Here is a 17,812-nt window from a genome sequence, read left to right as displayed (position 1 = left end):
TCCGCTCGCTCGTCGGATGTCATTCCAGGCGAAGGCTGTGTCACCCCCCTCCCCAACCCTCCCCCGCAAGGGGGGAGGGAGCATGTTGCTCCTGGGTGGGGAAAGCGGAGCCGCCTTCTAAGCGCGCCCTCATTCCGCGGCTTGAAGACCCCGCCGCTTTTCCATTTCGCGCAAGGCCCGGCGGTATTCCACCGGCATGACTTTCACGAACTTGCTGCGGTAATCGGCCCAATTGTCCAGGATCGTCTGGGCGCGGGTCGAGCCGGTATAGTGCAAGTGCTTGGCGATCAACTGGTGCAAGCGCTCCTCGTCGTGGCGGGACATGTCGCCCTGCACGTCGATGCGGCCCTTGAACTCCAGATCGCCGCCGTGGTGGTGGAGGCGTTCGAGAAGGTCTTCCTCCTCCTCCACCGGCTCGATATCGACCATGGAGAGGTTGCAGCGCTTGGCGAAGCTCTTGTCCTCGTCCAGCACATAGGCGACGCCGCCGGACATGCCGGCCGCGAAATTGCGCCCGGTCTGGCCGATCACCACCACGATGCCGCCGGTCATATATTCGCAGCCGTGGTCGCCGGTGCCTTCAACGACGGCGACTGCCCCCGAATTGCGCACCGCGAAGCGCTCGCCGGCCACGCCGCGGAAATAGCATTCCCCGTCGGTGGCGCCGTACATCACCGTATTGCCGACGATGATGGAATTTTCCGCGACGATGGTGGAATTGGCCGGCGGGCGCACGACGATGCGGCCGCCCGAGAGGCCCTTGCCCACATAATCGTTCGCTTCGCCCACGAGGTTCAGCGTCACGCCGGTCATGAGGAAGGCGCCGAACGCCTGGCCCGCGGTGCCGGAGAGATTCACCTCGATGGTGTCGTCCGGCAGGCCGGCGCCGCCATAGCGCTTGGCCACCTCGCCCGAGAGCATGGCGCCGACCGAGCGGTCCACGCTGCGGATCGCGCTGTCGATCACCACCTTCTCGCCGCGCTCCAGCGCCGGCGCCGCCTTGGCGATCAGCGTGCGGTCGAGCACCTTCTCGATCGGGTGGTGCTGGCGCTCGTTGTGGCGGACGGAGACGTCCGCCGGCATGTTCGGCTGGGCGAAGATGCGGGTGAAGTCGAGCCCCTTGGCCTTCCAATGGTCGATCGCCGGCTGGCGGTCCAGCGCATCCACCCGGCCCACCATGTCCTCCACCGAGCGGAAGCCGAGCTGCGCCATGATCTCGCGCATCTCCTCCGCGATGAAGAAGAAATAATTGATGACGTGCTCGGGGGTGCCCTTGAAGCGCTTGCGCAGCACCGGGTCCTGGGTCGCCACGCCCACCGGGCAGGTGTTGAGGTGGCACTTGCGCATCATGATGCAGCCCGCGGCGATGAGCGGGGCGGTGGAAAAGCCGAACTCGTCGGCGCCCAGCAGCGCGCCGATGACGGCATCGCGTCCGGTGCGCAGCCCGCCGTCCACCTGCAGCACGATGCGGCCGCGCAGGCGGTTCGCGACCAGGGTCTGCTGGGTCTCGGCGAGGCCGATTTCCCAGGGCGAGCCGGCGTGCTTGATGGCGGTGAGCGGGGACGCGCCCGTGCCGCCCTCGAAGCCGGAAATGGTGATGTGGTCGGCGCGCGCCTTCGCGACGCCCGCCGCGACCGTGCCCACGCCCACTTCCGACACCAGCTTCACCGAGACGTCGGCCGCCGGATTGACGTTCTTCAGATCATAGATGAGCTGCGCCAGATCCTCGATGGAATAGATGTCGTGGTGCGGCGGGGGCGAGATGAGGCCGACGCCGGGGGTGGAGTGGCGCACCTTGGCGATCACCGCATCCACCTTGTGGCCGGGCAATTGGCCGCCCTCGCCGGGCTTGGCGCCCTGCGCGACCTTGATCTGCATGACGTCGGAATTGACCAGATATTCCGTGGTCACGCCGAACCGGCCCGAGGCCACCTGCTTGATGGCCGAGCGCATGGAATCGCCGTTGGGCAGCGTCTTGTAGCGCTCCGCCTCCTCGCCGCCCTCGCCGGTGTTCGACTTGCCGCCGATCCGGTTCATGGCGATGGCGAGCGTGGTGTGCGCCTCGCGCGAGATGGAGCCGAACGACATGGCGCCGGTGGAGAAGCGCTTGACGATCTCCGCCGCCGGCTCGACCTCGGCGAGGTCCACCGGCGTGTTGCCGATCTCGCCCGCCTCGCGCAGGCGGAACAGCGAGCGGATGGTCAGCGGCTGGTTGTCGCCGGGCGCGTTCATCATCTTGGCGAAGGCGCGGTAATGGTCCTGCGCATTGCCGCGCACGGCGTGCTGCAAGGTGGCGACGCTGTCCGGCGACCAGGCATGCTCCTCGCCGCGGATGCGATAGGCATATTCCCCGCCCACGTCGAGCGCGAGGCGATAGACCGGCGCGTCGGAGAAGGCGAGCTTGTGCCGCCGCACGGTCTCTTCCGCGATGCCGGAGAGGCCCACGCCCTCGATGGTGGTGGCGGTGCCGAAGAAATACTTCTCCACCAGTTCGGAGGAGAGGCCGACCGCATCGAAGATCTGCGCGCCGCAATAGGATTGATAGGTGGAGATGCCCATCTTGGACATCACCTTCAGCAATCCCTTGTCCACCGACTTGATGAAGCGCTTGACGATTTCGGTCTCGTCCACTTCCTCGGGAATGTCTTCCTTCATGCCCAGCAGGGTCTCGAAGGCGAGATAGGGGTTGATCGCTTCCGCGCCATAGCCCGCGAGGCAGGCGAAATGGTGCACTTCGCGCGCTTCGCCGGTCTCCACCACCAGGCCCACGGAGGTGCGCAGGCCGGTGCGGATGAGATGATGATGCACCGCCGCCGTCGCCAGCAGGGACGGGATCGGGATGCGGTCCGGCCCGGTCATGCGGTCGGACAGGATGATGATGTTGTAGCCGCCGTGGACGGCGGCCTCGGCGCGCTCGCACAGGCGCTCGAGCGCGCCTTCCAGGCCCGCCGCGCCCTTGTCGGTGGCATAGGTGATGTCGAGCGTGCGGGTGTCGAACCGCTCCTCCATGAAGCCGATGGAGCGGATCTTCTCCAGGTCCTCATTGGTGAGGATGGGCTGGCGCACTTCCAGGCGCTTGCGGCGGGCGTTGCCTTCGAGATCGAAGATGTTCGGCCGCGGGCCGATGAACGACACCAGGCTCATGACCAGTTCCTCGCGGATCGGGTCGATGGGCGGGTTCGTCACCTGGGCGAAATTCTGCTGGAAGTAGGAATAGAGCAGCTTCGACTTGTTGGAGAGCACGGAGATGGGCGTATCCGTGCCCATGGAGCCGACGGCTTCCTGGCCGGTCACGGCCATGGGGGCCATGAGCAGCTTCAGGTCTTCCTGGGTGTAGCCGAAGGCCTGCTGGCGATCGAGCAGCGACACGTCGGTGCGCACCTCGCGCGCCTCGACCTTGCGCAGGTCTTCGAGCACCAATTGGGTGCGCTTCAGCCATTCCTTGTAGGGATGGGCGCGGGCCAGCGAGGTCTTGATCTCCTCGTCGGGCACGAGGCGCCCTTCCACCAGGTCCACCAGCAGCATCTTGCCGGGCTGGAGGCGCCACTTGGTGACGATCTTCTCTTCCGGCAGGGTGAGCACGCCCATTTCGGAGGCGAGCACGATGGTGTCGTCGCTCGTCACCATATAGCGCGCGGGGCGCAGGCCGTTGCGGTCCAGGGTGGCGATGATCTGGCGCCCGTCGGTGGCGACGATGGCCGCCGGCCCGTCCCACGGCTCCATGAGGGCGGCATGGTATTCGTAGAAGGCGCGCCGCTCCTCATCCATGAGCGGATTGCCGGCCCAGGCCTCGGGCACCAGCATCATGGCCGCGTGGGGCAGCGAATAGCCGCCCTGGGTCAGGAATTCGAGCGCATTGTCGAAGCAGGCGGTGTCCGACTGGCCTTCGTAGGAGATCGGCCACAGCTTGGAGATGTCGGCACCGAACAATTCGGTGTCCACCGAGGCCTGCCGCGCCGCCATCCAGTTCACATTGCCGCGCAGCGTGTTGATCTCGCCGTTATGGGCGACCATCCGGTAGGGATGGGCCAGCGGCCAGGCGGGGAAGGTGTTGGTGGAGAAACGCTGATGCACTAAGGCCAGCGCGCTCTCGAAATCGGGATCGTGCAGGTCGGGATAATAGGCGCCCAGCTGGTCGGCCAGGAACATGCCCTTGTAGACCAGGGTGCGGCACGACAGCGACACCGGATAATAGCCGGCGGTGCGCGGGTCCTTGGCGTCATAGATGACGTTGGAGATCACCTTGCGCAGCACGAACAGGCGGCGCTCGAAGGCATCCTCGTCGGCGATGCTCTCGCCGCGGGCGATGAAGATCTGCACATGGCGCGGCTCGGTGGGCAGCACGCTTTCCCCGAGCGAGGAATTGTCGGTGGGCACGTCACGCCAGCCGAGCAGGCCCAGGCCCTCTTCGGCGACCAGCCGCTCGAACGCGGCGCGCACGATGGCTTCGCCCTCCGCATCGCGCGGCAGGAAGATGTGGCCGACGGCATATTGGCCCGGCTCGGGCAGCGAGAAGCCGAGGCGGGCGGCTTCCTTGGCAAAGAAGCGATGGGGGATCTGCACCAGCATGCCGGCGCCGTCGCCCGCGCGGGGGTCCGCGCCCACGGCGCCGCGATGCTCCAGGTTGAGCAGGATCTGGATGCCGTCCTCGATGATGCGATGGGACTTGCGGCCCTTGATGTCGGCGATGAAGCCGACGCCGCAGGCGTCCCGCTCCTGGGCGGGATCGAACAGGCCGAAAGCTTTGGGCCGACCGACAATCGCGCCGGCATTCACCGCGGCGGCGCGCTGAGCCACCTGTCCGGTCAAACCTTCCCTGCGATCGGTCGCACCCATGATTTTGCCCTCTCCCTGATGCCGGGCCGTGCCGGCAGACCGCAACCCTCGCTGATCGGCGCGCTTCCGCACGTAAAAGCGCGCGTCCTGGACAGACGCTCGCGATGACCGACAGCTGAGACGCTATTGATAGGGCAGTAGCGCTGCCCTATCTCGCTGAACATGACAGAAAAGCGGCAAACTCACAAGGTCAACGCCCCTGCATTTGGCGAAGCCCAGCAGAGGAAATTGCGCATCGCTGCCGCGCGACGCAAGAACGGTACGGCGGAGCCGCGTTTCGCGCAATGGCGTTGCTGCACTGCGCCCTAAGGCTGCGTCTTTGCCGCAAGCGAAGGCGCCGCCTCGGGCGCGTGCGTTTCCCGGGGAATGGCCGCGGGGCGGGGGCCCGGCCTGGGTGTGGCCCAGGCATAAAAAAAGCGCCGCGGCGAGCCGCGGCGCTTCAAAAGTCCCCGTCGCGCGGACGGGGATCTGCGATCACTTCAGAGCGTTGAAGGAGGTCGCGAAGGAGAGGCTGGCGACGATCTTATCACCGCAAGCATTGTTGTTGCCAATGATGAAGGCGCAATCGCTACCGCTGAGGTCGGTGCCGGAATAGCGCACGTCAATCGTGGCGGCCTTATAGGTGAAGCCGATGCCGGCATTCCACCAGTTGTAGCCGGGGATCGAGGTGTCGTAGGTGATGCCAGCGAAGTTGGTCACCGAATAGCTGTAAGCGGCGGTGTCGAGCCACTGATGGCCGAACTCACCCGACAGGTACCAGCCGAAGTCGCCACCCGGGCCGAAGGCCGGCAGGGGAACCTTGACGGTGCCGGACAGGGCGGTGCCGTCCGTGCCGGTGGAGGCGAAGTCGCTGGACCAGAAGAGGTTCAGGCCGACGGTCAGCCAGGGGGCGACCACATAGGTGGGCTTCGCGTAGATTTCCCAATAGTTGTAGTCGGTCGAGCCGAGGCCGGTCTTCAGCAGCGTGGTCGGGTCGATGCTGTTGCTGCTGCCGGGATAGGTGTAGTAGGCGGCGCCGACGTCGAGGCTGAAGTTGCCCCAGGTGTGGCGCAGGCCGCCGGCGAAGTCGACTTCAAGCGAGCTGTTGGCATCCCAGAGGAAGTTCTCAACCCAGTTCTGGTTGGACGCCCACACGTTGAAATAGACCCAGTCGAACAGCTGGAGCTCGACGAAGCCCTGGATCGCCGGGTTGTTGTTGGTCTGGCTGATACCGCGGAACAGGTAGTCGGAGGTGCCGGTCACGCCGAAGGCCAGATCCCACATGGGAGCCACAGGCGCCGGGGCGACAGCCTTCACCGGCATCGTGCTCAGGTCGGCGGCGGAAGCGGCGCCCGACAGCAGCAGGCTGGCGGCAGCGGCGAGAACGATCTTCTTCATCAAGTGAACCCCCAATGGATATCTGCACAGATTGAGACCAAATTTTTGCAGGCGTTCCAATGGGAAAATTAAGGCACGAACTGCCTGTGCTTTAGGCAAACCCGCATGAATGCTGGATTCTGATGTTGCAAAAGTGCAACGCAAAGATGAAACCTGTGCGTGCGTCGCTCGGGGCAGAACTGTGGCTGGACTGTGCCACGATTATTTTATGGGTTCTTGATGTGTTACTGACGCAACAGGAAGAGAGGCCTACCCCGCTCCGGCACCTTGGCCCAGCCGCCATCTTCCTGTCGTGCGAATCGCAGCGGCGTGCCGCCGGTGCCGGACGCCATCAGCACATTGCCGCCCTCGATGCTCCAGGACACCGGGCCGAACTGGGTGATGGCGGCATCGCACGGCGTGCCGAGCCGCAGCTTGCGCCCGCCGTTCGGGGCCGCCTCCTCCAGCAGCACCACGTGGCAGATGGGCGTGCCCGCGACGCGCGCGAGATCCCAGTCGCCGAGCATTTCCTCCACCCGCACCGCGGTATCCTCGCTGGCCGTCGGGCTGGCGAGGAAATAGACGCCGTCGCCCTCCCGCAGCGCCTCGTAATTGCCCGCCGTCGCCTGGCCGAACTCGACCACGAGGCGGCCCTGCACGTTCATCAGCCGGATCGCCCCCGACGAATCGGGCACCCAGGCCGTCACCTGCTGCATGAAGCCGATGCCCGCGCAGGCGCCGGCGTCGAACGCCAGGGCGAAGCCGTTGGCCGCCGGATCGGTCTTCAGGGTGAGCGGGCATTTGCGCTGGTCGTCGGCGCTGCTCAGCACGAAGGCGCCGGCCGCCTGTTCCGCCTGCGCGCGCAATGCCGGATCAACCTTGGCGGGATCAACCTTGGCGGGATCGGCTTTGGCCCCCGTGGCCGGCTTGGCGGGCGCCTGCGGCTTGGCCGCCGGCTTCTGCGGCGCCGTTCCCGCGCCGCCGGCCTGCGCGAGCAGATCGGCCGGGGCGGGCGCTTGAGCGAGGGCAGGCGCTTGAGCGGGGGCCGGAGCCTGGGCGAAGGCGGCAGCCTGCCCGAAGGCAGGGGCGATCAGCGCAACGGCGCAGGCAAGGCGAAGGCGACGCATGATCCGGTTCCGTCCAACCACGGCGAAAGGGTCACGCTAAAGCAAGTCGGCCGAAAACAGAATGTGGCGCGCCCGCACGCGCGGGAAAGAGCCGCGGGAGAAGGGGCGCGGGAGACCGATCAAGGGAGGGAAAGGCGCGAAGGGAGCCGCACTCAGCGTCCGGGCAGCTTTTCGATGGTGTCGATGCCGTCGATCGTGGGAATGGCCACGTAGCGCTCGTCGGGCGTCTGGAAGCGCACCCGGGTCTTGCGCAGCGCGTCCACCAGATCGATGACCCAGCCCTCGCCGAGCCGCCAGGCGGTGATTTCGCCCATGATCGGGAAGGTGGCGGCGCAGGTCTTGCCCACCTCCACCTGCATGCCGCCGATGGTGGGCGCCTTCAGCAGGCGGATGCGGCAGCGCTTGCGCCCGGTCTCGTCGCGAATCTCATAATAGCCGAACATGTCGGCGACGAAGGCCGGATCGGCCGAGGCCGTGTCGAGCGGGGCGATCGGCAGAAACGTATCGTCCGCGCGGGCGCGCGGGGCGGGGGCGAGCGCGGCGAGCGCCAGCAGGCCGGCGGCGAGCGCGGCGCGGGCAGAAGCCGCGCGCGGCGAACACGCCCGCGCGGCGGCTGCGATCCGGGCTTGAATTGCGGCACGCGCCTGCGACCGAACCATGATGCCCCTCATCCCGGGCGGCCAATTCCCGCGCCCGGAGCTTGATCCGCCCGCGCGCTCCCGGCAAGCCTGCGGGCGCGGGGCCCGCCGCTTTTGTCCTCGGGCTGGCTCCTCAGGCGCGCGGCCAGGGGGTCTCGGCCACGGGGGTGACGGGCCCCTTGCCCTCGAACCAGGAGAGCAGGTTGTCCACCACCAATTGCCCCATGGCGTTGCGGGTGAAATGGGTGGAGGAGCCGACGTGCGGCAGCAGCACCACATTGTCGAGCGCGAACAGGGCTTCCGGGACGTTCGGCTCGTCCACGAACACGTCGAGGCCGGCGGCGAGGATGGTCTTGTTGACCAGGGCATCCACCAGCGCCGGCTCGTCCACCACGGTGCCGCGCGCCACATTGATCAGGATGCCGTTCGGCCCCAGCGCCGCCAGGACCTCGGCATTGATGAGGCCGCGCGTGGCGGGGCCGCCGGGCAGGATCAGGATCATGGTGTCGACATCGCGCGCCATGGCCATGAGATCGGGATAATGCGTATAGGCGACGTCCGGCTGGGCGCGGCGGGTGTGATAGACCACCGGCACGCCGAAGGCGTCGAGCCGCCTGGCGATCGCCTTGCCGATGCGGCCCATGCCGACGATGCCGACGGTGCGGTCGCGCAAGGTGGGGCCGAGCGGGAACGCGCCCTTCTTCCACGCGCCGGAGCGGGTGAAGCGGTCGGCCTGGGGCAGCTCGCGCACGGTGGCCAGCAGCAGGCCGAGGGCGAGGTCGGCGACCTCCTCGTTCAAAACGTCGGGCGTGTTGCTCACCACGATGCCGCGCGCGGCGGCGGCGGCGGCATCCACCGTATCGTAGCCGACGCCGAAATTGGCGATGATCTCCAGCTTCGGCAGGCGCGCCAGCAGCGCGGCGTCCACCTTGCGCTTGCCGCGGGTGGCCATGCCGCGGATCTCGGCGCCGTGGGCCGCGATGGCGCCTTCGAAGTCATCCAGGCCCAGCAGGATGGCGTGCTCGGCCAGCTGGCGCTCCACCACGGTGTCCATGATGGGGCCGGTGAGGAGCAGCTTGGGGCGTGAATCTTCCGTCATGAGAGTGCTCGGCGTTCAGGGGGCGGGCTGCGCCTCGACCGGGGCGCGGCGAAGGATCGGAAGCTTCTGGATAAGCCGCCTTATGCTTTGGTTCAATCGTTTTAAAAAGCACTTGATCGAAAATGAGCGCCGCACCATGATCGCGGCGCACCCCGCGTAAGCTGGGGCACGGCCGCCGCACGGTGGCCCAAATGAAGCGCCAGTCTCCGTTCAGCGGAGCCAATAAAGAGCGCGCATCGGGTGGATGTTCAAGGAGCGGAACGGGATGGCGACCGTCGATATTCGCGGTGTGAAGAAGGCCTATGGATCGACGGCGGTCATCCACGGGGTCGATGTGGATATTCGCGACGGGGAATTCGTCGTTCTCGTGGGCCCATCCGGCTGCGGCAAGTCCACGCTGCTGCGCATGATCGCGGGACTGGAGAACATCACCGGCGGGGAGATCCTGATCGGCAATCGCGTGGTGAACGACGTTCCCCCCAAGGAACGCGACATCGCCATGGTGTTCCAGAATTACGCGCTCTATCCCCACATGACCGTGGGCGCGAACATGGGCTTCTCGCTGAAGCTGCGGAACGCGCCCAAGGCGGAAATCGACAAGCGCGTCGCCCGCGCCGCCGAGATTCTCGGCCTCTCGCACCTGCTGGACCGCTTCCCGCGCCAATTGTCCGGCGGCCAGCGCCAGCGCGTGGCCATGGGCCGTGCCATCGTGCGCGATCCCCAGGTGTTCCTGTTCGACGAGCCGCTGTCCAATCTCGACGCCAAGCTGCGCGTGCAGATGCGCACCGAGATCAAGGAATTGCACCAGCGCCTGAAGACCACCACGGTCTATGTCACCCACGACCAGATCGAGGCCATGACCATGGCCGACAAGATCGTGGTGATGCACGACGGCGTGGTGGAGCAGATCGGTGCCCCGCTCGACCTTTACGACAAGCCCGCGAACCAGTTCGTCGCCGGCTTCATCGGCTCGCCCGCGATGAATTTCATCAAGGGCACGGTGCAGGTGAACGGCACGGCCCGCTTCATGAGCGACAGCGGCGTGGTGCTGCCGCTGGAGCGCGTGCCCGGTTCCGCCAGCGGGCGCCGCGCGGTCTACGGCCTGCGGCCCGAGCATGTGCGCATCGATCCGCAGGGCGTGCCCGTGCGGGTGGTGGTGGTGGAGCCCACCGGCTCCGAACTTCTGGTGGTCGCGCGCCTCGGCACCGAGACGGCCAGCGAGCAGGAAGTGACCCTGCTGTTCCGCGAGCGCATGATGTTCGCGCCGGGCGAGATCATCCATGTGGCGCCGATGCCCGGCCTCCAGCACCTGTTCGACGAGGCCACCGGCGCACGCCTGGAGGCGTGAGCGCGACGGCCCGAAAGGCGCGCGCCGGAAGCCGCGACGTGCCAAACTGAATTCTGCCGAAAGACCGCAGGGCCAACACCCAGAGGGCCAATACCCAGGCGGCCGGCAGGACGTGACAACGCCAAATAAGTCACCATGGAGGAACGCCATGACCATTTCCAGACGTAACCTGTTGCTCGGCGGCGCCGGTCTTGCGGGCGCCGCGGCCCTGCCGGGCCTCGGCGCGATGCCCGCCTTCGCGCAGGGCGCCGCCATGCCCCAGTTCAAGCCCGAGCCGGGCGCCTCCCTGCGCGTGCTGCGCTGGTCGCCGTTCGTGAAGGGCGAGGAGGATGCCTGGCTCGCCAACACCAAGAAGTTCACCGAGGCCACCGGCATCGAGGTGCGCATCGACAAGGAGAGCTGGGAAGACATCCGGCCCAAGGCGGCGGTGGCGGCCAACGTGGGCTCCGGCCCCGACATCGTCTGGGTCTGGTTCGACGATGCGCAGCAATATCCCGACAAGCTGCTGGACGTGACGCCGCTCGCCAATGCGCTCGGCGCGAAGTTCGGCGGCTGGTATCCCGGCAACGAGGCCTATGCGAAGGCGGACGGCAAGTTCATCGCCCTGCCGCTCGCCACCATCGGCAATGCGGTGTGCTATCGCGACAGCTGGGTGAAGGACGCCGGCTTCTCCACCTTCCCGAATGACACCAAGGGCTTCCTCGAACTCGCCAAGGCCCTGAAGGCGAAGAACCACCCCATGGGCTTCACGCTCGGCCATGGGGTCGGCGACGGCAACAATTACTGCCATTGGGTGCTGTGGAGCCACGGCGGCAAGATGGTGGACGAGCAGGGCAAGGTCGTGATCAACAGCCCGGAGACGGTCGCCGCCCTGAAATATGCGGCCGAGCTCTACAAGACCTTCATTCCCGGCACCGAAAGCTGGCTGGACGTCAACAACAACCGCGCGTTCCTCGCGGGCGAGATTTCGGTGACCGCCAATGGCGTGTCGCTCTATTACGCGGCGAAGAACGATCCCAAGCTCGCCGACATGGCCGCGGACATCAAGACCACCAACATGCCGGTCGGCCCGACCGGCGTCGCGGAACTGGCGCAGACCACCTCGGCCTGCATCTTCAAATATTCCAAGTTCCCTCAGGCGGCGCAGGCCTACATGGCGTTCATGTTCGACGCGCCGCAGATGAACGCCTGGATCCAGGGCGCCAGCGCTTATTGCTGCCAGACGCTCAAGGCGTTCGCGAGCAATCCGGTGTGGACCTCCGATCCCAACCACGCGCCCTATGCCAAGGCCTCCGAGCTGCTGCGCCCGAACGGCTATTCCGGTCCGCTCGGCTCCCAGTCGGCGGCCGCCATGGCGGACTGGATCGTGGTCGACATGGTGGCGGAAGCCGCCACTGGCCAGCGCACCCCGGAAGAAGCGGCCAAGCGCGCGGAAACCCGCGCCAACCGCATCTATCGCCGGTGATCTCCCGCGCGGGCATCTGCCACGGGTGATCCGCAACGGGGGATCCGCCCGTCAATGCGTCCTGCCGGCGCCGCGCCGCCGGCAGGACCGATCCGGCCGGTCCGGCGCGGCGGTGCCGCGGCGGGCGACGGCATCCCTTGCGGGCGACGGCGGGCCCGCGGGGCCGCCGGTTCCGAAACAGGCCTCAGGTGCATCAGCGGGTTCAGGGAGAGCGAGTTCATGTCTGAGGTAACGGCGCGCGCAGCGCCCGGTTTCAATCTGCGGACCTGGTGGGCCGGCATCGGGCAGGGCCGGCATGTGCTCGGCCTGGTGTTCCTGCTGCCGGCCGCGGTGTTCCTGATCTTCTTCCTCACCTATCCGCTCGGCCTCGGCGTGTGGCTCGGCTTCACCGATACCCGCATCGGCCGGGACGGCGTGTTCATCGGCCTGGAGAATTACGAATCCCTCTGGGGCGACAGCATCTTCTGGCTCGCGGTGTTCAATACGCTGATCTACACCATCGGCGCCTCGATCCTGAAGTTCGCGCTCGGCCTGTGGCTGGCCCTGCTCTTGAACGAGAACCTGCCGTTCAAGAGCTTCTTCCGCGCCATCGTGCTGCTGCCCTGGGTGGTGCCGACCGTGCTTTCGGCGATCGCCTTCTGGTGGATCTTCGATGCCCAGTTCTCGGTCATCTCCTGGGCGCTGATGAAGCTGGGGCTGATCTCCACCAACATCAATTTCCTCGGCGATTCCACCAATGCCCGCATGTCGGTGATCGCCGCCAATGTGTGGCGCGGCATTCCCTTCGTCGCGATCTCGCTGCTCGCCGGCCTGCAGACCATTCCCGCCTCTTTGCACGAGGCGGCGACTCTGGACGGGGCGAGCGGCTGGCAGCGCTTCCGCTACATCACGCTGCCCATGCTTTCGCCGATCATCGCCGTGGTGATGACCTTCTCGGTGCTGTTCACTTTCACCGATTTCCAGCTGATCTATGTGCTCACCCGCGGCGGGCCGCTGAATGCGACCCATCTGATGGCGACGCTGTCCTTCCAGCGGGCGATTCCCGGCGGGCAATTGGGCGAGGGCGCGGCGATCGCGGTGGCGATGATCCCGTTCCTGCTCTCGGCCATCCTGTTCAGCTTCTTCGGATTGCAGCGCCGCAAGTGGCAGCAGGGCGGGGGGGATTGATGGGCGCCTCCCAGCAAGCGCCGCGCACCCGCTCTCCCGCCTGCGGCGGAGGGCCGGGGAGGGGGCCGGCCGCCGGCCGGCTCATCGACGGCGTCCCGTGCGAATTCCCCCTCCCAACCCTCCCCCGCCAGCGGGAGAGGGCTTTGCGGACCCCTCACGTTTCAAGGACAGCCCAATGACCGACCAGGGCGTCACCGACAATTCCACCGGCATGAGCTATCTCGACAGCCTGCCGAAGCGCCTCATCACGGTGATTCTGCCGTTGCTGGTGTTCGTGTTCGTGCTGCTGTTCCCGTTCTATTGGATGGCGCTCACCGCCATCAAGCCGAACTGGCAGCTCACCGACTACACCAATTATTCCCCGCTCTGGGTGTGGGAGCCGACGCTCGAACACATCAAATACCTGCTGTTCGAGACCTCCTATCCCGGCTGGCTCTGGAACACGATCCTGGTGTCGGTGTGCGCGACCGCGATCTCGCTGGTGGCCTCGGTGTTCGCCGCCTATGCCATCGAGCGCATGCGCTTCCACGGCTCGCGCTGGGTCGGGCTCGGCATCTTCATGGCCTATCTGGTGCCGCCGTCGATCCTGTTCATCCCGCTGGCGCTGATGGTGTTCCACCTCGGCATCTATGACAGCAAGCTGGCGCTGATCCTCACCTATCCCACCTTCCTGATCCCGTTCTCCACCTGGCTGCTGATGGGCTATTTCCGCTCCATCCCCTACGAGCTGGAGGAATGCGCGCTGATGGACGGCGCCTCGCGCTGGCAGATCCTCACCAAGGTGCTGCTGCCGCTCTCGGTGCCGGGGCTGATCTCGGCGGGCATCTTCTCCTTCACCTTGTCGTGGAACGAATTCATCTATGCGCTCACCTTCATCCAATCGTCCGAGAACAAGACGGTGCCGGTGGGCGTGCTGACGGAGCTTGTGCGCTCGGACGTCTACGAATGGGGAGCGCTGATGGCCGGCGCGCTGATCGGCTCGCTGCCGGTGGTGATCCTCTATTCGTTCTTCGTGGACTATTACGTCTCGTCCATGACCGGCGCGGTGAAGGAATAGGATCATGCGGATCGGTTTTGTCGGGCTCGGCGCCATGGGCTTGCCCATGGCCCAGCATCTGGTGGCGGCCGGGCACGAGGTGGCCGGCTTCGATCTCAACGCGGCGGCGCTTGCCACCTTTGCCGATGCCGGCGGCCGCGCGGCCTCATCCCCGGCCGATGCGGCGCAGGGCGCCGACCTGCTGGTGCTCATGGTGGTGAATGCCGACCAGGCCGAGCAGGTGCTGTTCGAGGCCGGCGCGGCGGACGCGCTGGCGGCGGACGGGGCGGTGATCCTGTGCTCCACCTGTTCCCCGCCGCGCGTGGAAGCCATGGCGGCGCGCCTCGCTTTGTCGCAGCGCGGCCTTGTGGACGCGCCGGTTTCCGGCGGCGTCGTCGGCGCGCAGAACGCGGCCCTCACCGTCATGGCCAGCGCCTCCGACCCGCTCTATGCCCGCACCGAAGGCGTGCTGCGCACCATGGGCAGCCGGCTGTTCCGGGTGGGCGACGCGCCGGGGCAGGGGGCGATGGTGAAGACCATCAACCAGCTCCTGTGCGGCGTGCATATCGCCACCGCCGCCGAGGCGCTCTCGCTGGCCGAGCGGGCGGGGCTGCACCTGCCGCAATTGCTGGAGATCTTCGGCGAGAGCGCGGCGGCGAGCTGGATGCTCAACAATCGCGGTCCGCGCATGGCGGCCGACGACGGCAAGGTCACGAGCGCCGTGGACATCTTCGTGAAGGATCTCGGCATCGTGCTGGAGGCCGGTCGGGGCGCGAAGGCGCCGACGCCGCTCGCCGCGCTGGCCCAGCAGATGTTCCTCGCCGCCTCCGCCCAGGGCCTCGGCCGGGCCGACGACAGCCAGGTGATCGAGGCCTATCGCGCGCTTTCGTCCCGCCGCGGCTGAGCGCGGCGGCGGCCTGTCGCTGCGTCAGGGCGGCGCCCTCCGGCAGGCTTGCCCTCGGCGCCGTTGCATGCGAGGCATGCTGCGACGCACAGACGAACGAGGGCGGCCATGCTGGAACGGGGCATCGAGGGCATTCTCTTTCGCAGCCGCTGGCTGATGGCGCCGTTCTACATCGGCCTCGTGATCGCGCTGCTGGTGCTGCTGTTCAAGTTCGGCCACGAGCTGCTGCATTTCGTGATGCACGCCATGGAGGCCACGGAATCCGACACCATCCTCGGCATCCTGACCCTGGTGGACCTCACCTTCACCGGCAATCTGGTGCTGATCGTGATCTTCTCGGGCTATGAGAATTTCGTCTCGAAGATCGACCCCAACGGCCATCCCGACTGGCCGGAATGGATGACGCGGGTGGATTTCAGCGGGCTGAAGCAGAAGCTGCTGGCCTCGATCGTCGCGATTTCCGCCATCGCTTTGCTGAAGGCGTTCATGAACCTGGACAAGAATGCCGACCCGACCTGGCTGATGTGGCTGGTCATCATCCATGCGGTGTTCGTGATCTCGAGCCTGGTGCTCGCCTTGTCCGACCGGCTCAGCAACCACGACGCCGAGCCGTCGCACTGAGGGCGGCCGGGTCCCCGGCAAAGGCTGCGCGCGCCAAAGGCGACGCGCACCAAGGCTGCGCGCGCCGCGCCTGCGACGGGCAGGCCCGCACGGGGCAAGGCCGCGCTCGCCAAATCCGGGCTCGCCGAGGGCGCGCCCGTCAGGTCTGCCCAAGCCTGAGCCGGCTAAAAACTCTGAGCCCGCTTCTGAGCCGGCTACAATGCGCGGCTGCGCAGGCCGCGCCCCCGGCGCCGCGAGGGGCGGAAGGCTGGGGGCCGTGCGGCGGCGAGGGGCCGCCGGCGGGTCAGCTGATCTCGAACAGGGTCGAGAAGCCGGAGATGTCGAACACTTCGCGGATCTGCGGCTGAAGCGAGCGAAGCGACAGCTTGCGCTTGGCGGTGCGCATCGCCTTGCCCGCCACCAGCAGGGCGCGCAGGCCCGAGGACGAGACATAGACCACGCCCGCAAGGTCCACCACGATGCCGCCGCTGGTGGTGCCGACCACTTCCAGCAGGCTGGCTTCGAACGGCTTGGCGTTCGGGGTGTCGAGACGGCCGGCCACCTTCAGGAGAACGTCTTCGCCGGCTTGTTCGCGCTCAATCTGCATGAGCCTCTTCCAGGTTCGCCTTGTTGCGTGCAACTGCCGGCTTATCGTCATTCGCATCCGGGCGCAACGCCACCGCGAGCCGCCGCACCAGCCATACGGCGCGCTCGAACATGCTGGTGGCGAGCAGCAGCTTGCGGGCCTCGTCCCCGGAATTGAGCGCGGAGCCGGCGAGCGCGCGGCGGATGCGATCCAGCAGATCGCTGCGATCGGAGGTCAGGGCGATGAGGATGTCGAAATCCTCCTTCGTGCCGCTGCGCGCGTCCACAAGCGAGAGCACGATGGTGCGCAGCGCTTCGGAGAGATTGAAGGCGAGCGGCGGCACGTCCTTGAACTCCTCCACCACCTGCGAGAAATCGTGCAGCGTGTCCTGGAGGAATTTGACGAGGTCGAGCTGCTCCTGGAGGTGCAGCGCGAGGTCCAGGTCCTCCCGGCCGACGCGCCGCTCGATCACCCGCACCACGAATTGGGCGGTGGTCGTCACGATGGCGCTCGAACCGTGCCAGAGCACGTTCCGCTGCTTGGCGGCGCCGGTGGAACTCTGGTCGAGATCGGGCAGCAGGTCCGGCAGCAGGCTCACCAGACGGTCGGTCTCCCGGCTGGCGAGATCGAGCGCGGTGGAGGGATCGCCCATGGCCGCGTCATGGATGAAGCGCGGGCGCGAGACTTGATCCTCCACCGAGGCCGGGCTCAGCGCCACAGAGATCTTCTCCGTCAGCCCGCGCAATCCGGTGACGACGAGGCCGCCGGTCAGCTGAAGCGCGAGGAACAGCAGAGAGATGGACAGGGTCGGCTCGCCGCCGCCGAGGTTGGAGAGAAGTGCCGCACTGTCCCAGCCCGCGAGCTTGGCGCCCTGCCAGACGGCGAACACGATCACGCAGCCCACGCCCTTCACCAGGATGTGGACGAAGCACAATTGCTTCCCGATTCCCGCGAGCCCTCCGGCCGACACCAGGGTGGCGATGCCCGAGCCGAAATTGGCGCCGAGGATCAGATAGAAGGCGTCCTCCAGCCCGAGCAGCCGCGCCTTGGTGGCGGCCACCGCGAGGATGGTGGCGGTGGAGGCGGATTGGGTGATCACCGCCGCGACGAAGCCGATCGCCAAGCCCAGCAGCGGCGTCATGCCGTTGGAGAGCGCCTCGGCCGCCTGGGTGATGTCGATGCCCTTCGGCGCCGACTTGATGAAGTCCAGCCCCAGGAACAGCAGCGCGAGGCCGAGCGTCACGCCCATCCAGTCGCGCCAGTTCGGCCGCCGGTCCAGGCGCAGCTGGTAGGTCATGCCCACCAGCGCGATGAGCAGCAGCACCGCCAGGCGCATGTCGATGGAGGCGATGAACACCAAGGCGGAGGTGCCGACGTTCGCGCCCGCCACCACGGGAATCGCGTCGCGCGTGGTGAACACGCCGCCGCGCACCAGATTGCCGGCGATCAGCGTGACCGCGTTGCTGGATTGCGCCGCCGCGCCCGCGAAGGCGCCGCAGAAGAAGCCGGAGAAGGAGGAGCGCGTCGCCGCCTTGAGCATGGTGCGCACGCGCCGGCCCATGGCCTGCTGCAGGTGGACGCTCATCAGCTTCAGGCCGATGAACAGCAGCCCCAGCCCCGCGAGAAGCCCGGCCAGGATCAGCATGGGGA

At 67.1% G+C, this 17,812-nt stretch carries 13 protein-coding genes; 6 read left to right on the top strand and 7 right to left on the bottom strand.

Annotated elements, in window-relative coordinates; genetic code table 11:
- Window positions 1–129: 129 nt before the first annotated feature.
- The 5 genes from gltB to V5F84_RS00835 all read right to left on the bottom strand — a co-directional run bounded on the left by gltB (window position 130) and on the right by V5F84_RS00835 (window position 9,056).
- A complete protein-coding gene (gltB, locus tag V5F84_RS00855; protein WP_394043130.1) occupies window positions 130–4,836 on the bottom strand; it encodes a glutamate synthase large subunit in 4,707 nt (1,568 codons plus the stop codon).
- Window positions 4,837–5,310: 474 nt separating this feature from the next.
- Window positions 5,311–6,228, bottom strand: a complete 918-nt coding sequence (locus V5F84_RS00850) for a TorF family putative porin (protein ID WP_394043129.1) — start codon at window positions 6,226–6,228, stop codon at window positions 5,311–5,313.
- Between the two features lie 209 nt (window positions 6,229–6,437).
- Window positions 6,438–7,319: a protease inhibitor Inh/omp19 family protein gene (locus V5F84_RS00845; RefSeq protein WP_394043128.1), complete on the bottom strand. Its 882-nt coding sequence runs from the start codon at window positions 7,317–7,319 to the stop codon at window positions 6,438–6,440.
- 152 nt (window positions 7,320–7,471) lie between these two features.
- On the bottom strand, window positions 7,472–7,978 hold the full coding sequence (locus tag V5F84_RS00840) for an AprI/Inh family metalloprotease inhibitor (RefSeq protein ID WP_394043127.1): 507 nt from the start codon (window positions 7,976–7,978) through the stop codon (window positions 7,472–7,474).
- Window positions 7,979–8,090: 112 nt separating this feature from the next.
- Window positions 8,091–9,056 (bottom strand): 2-hydroxyacid dehydrogenase, encoded by a 966-nt coding sequence (locus tag V5F84_RS00835; RefSeq protein WP_394043126.1) that lies wholly within the window; start codon window positions 9,054–9,056, stop codon window positions 8,091–8,093.
- Window positions 9,057–9,321: 265 nt separating this feature from the next.
- Here V5F84_RS00835 and V5F84_RS00830 point away from each other — a divergent pair, with 265 nt between their 5' ends.
- From V5F84_RS00830 to V5F84_RS00805, 6 genes are all read left to right on the top strand, one after another.
- Entirely contained in the window at window positions 9,322–10,404 is a 1,083-nt protein-coding gene (locus V5F84_RS00830; protein WP_394043125.1) for an ABC transporter ATP-binding protein, read from the top strand.
- Between the two features lie 148 nt (window positions 10,405–10,552).
- A complete protein-coding gene (locus V5F84_RS00825; RefSeq protein WP_394043124.1) occupies window positions 10,553–11,869 on the top strand; it encodes an ABC transporter substrate-binding protein in 1,317 nt (438 codons plus the stop codon).
- Window positions 11,870–12,088: 219 nt separating this feature from the next.
- The gene (locus tag V5F84_RS00820) at window positions 12,089–13,036 is read left to right on the top strand and encodes a carbohydrate ABC transporter permease (protein WP_394043123.1); all 948 of its coding nucleotides are present in this window, start codon (window positions 12,089–12,091) and stop codon (window positions 13,034–13,036) included.
- Window positions 13,037–13,211: 175 nt separating this feature from the next.
- Complete coding sequence (locus tag V5F84_RS00815) at window positions 13,212–14,093, top strand: carbohydrate ABC transporter permease (RefSeq protein WP_394043122.1); 882 nt, start codon at window positions 13,212–13,214, stop codon at window positions 14,091–14,093.
- A 4-nt stretch (window positions 14,094–14,097) separates the two neighbouring features.
- Window positions 14,098–14,976, top strand: coding sequence for an NAD(P)-dependent oxidoreductase (locus V5F84_RS00810; protein ID WP_394043121.1), 879 nt, complete (start codon window positions 14,098–14,100; stop codon window positions 14,974–14,976).
- A 108-nt stretch (window positions 14,977–15,084) separates the two neighbouring features.
- Window positions 15,085–15,597 carry a TIGR00645 family protein gene (locus V5F84_RS00805; protein ID WP_394043120.1) on the top strand — a complete coding sequence of 171 codons (513 nt, stop codon included), beginning with the start codon at window positions 15,085–15,087 and terminating at the stop codon, window positions 15,595–15,597.
- A gap of 283 nt (window positions 15,598–15,880) precedes the next feature.
- Here V5F84_RS00805 and V5F84_RS00800 read toward each other — a convergent pair whose 3' ends face one another.
- Both V5F84_RS00800 and V5F84_RS00795 read right to left on the bottom strand, forming a co-directional pair.
- Window positions 15,881–16,183, bottom strand: a complete 303-nt coding sequence (locus V5F84_RS00800) for an STAS domain-containing protein (protein ID WP_394043119.1) — start codon at window positions 16,181–16,183, stop codon at window positions 15,881–15,883.
- On the bottom strand, window positions 16,173–17,807 hold the full coding sequence (locus V5F84_RS00795; RefSeq protein ID WP_394043118.1) for a Na/Pi symporter: 1,635 nt from the start codon (window positions 17,805–17,807) through the stop codon (window positions 16,173–16,175). The genes V5F84_RS00800 and V5F84_RS00795 overlap by 11 nt, the downstream gene beginning before the upstream one ends.
- Between the last annotated feature and the right edge of the window lie 5 nt (window positions 17,808–17,812).

The organism is Roseixanthobacter liquoris (genome assembly GCF_043195135.2).
Taxonomy (GTDB): Bacteria; Pseudomonadota; Alphaproteobacteria; order Rhizobiales; family Xanthobacteraceae; genus NCEH01.
Note: the sequence above shows the minus strand (reverse complement) of the source record. Positions and strands in the feature narration are given on the sequence as shown.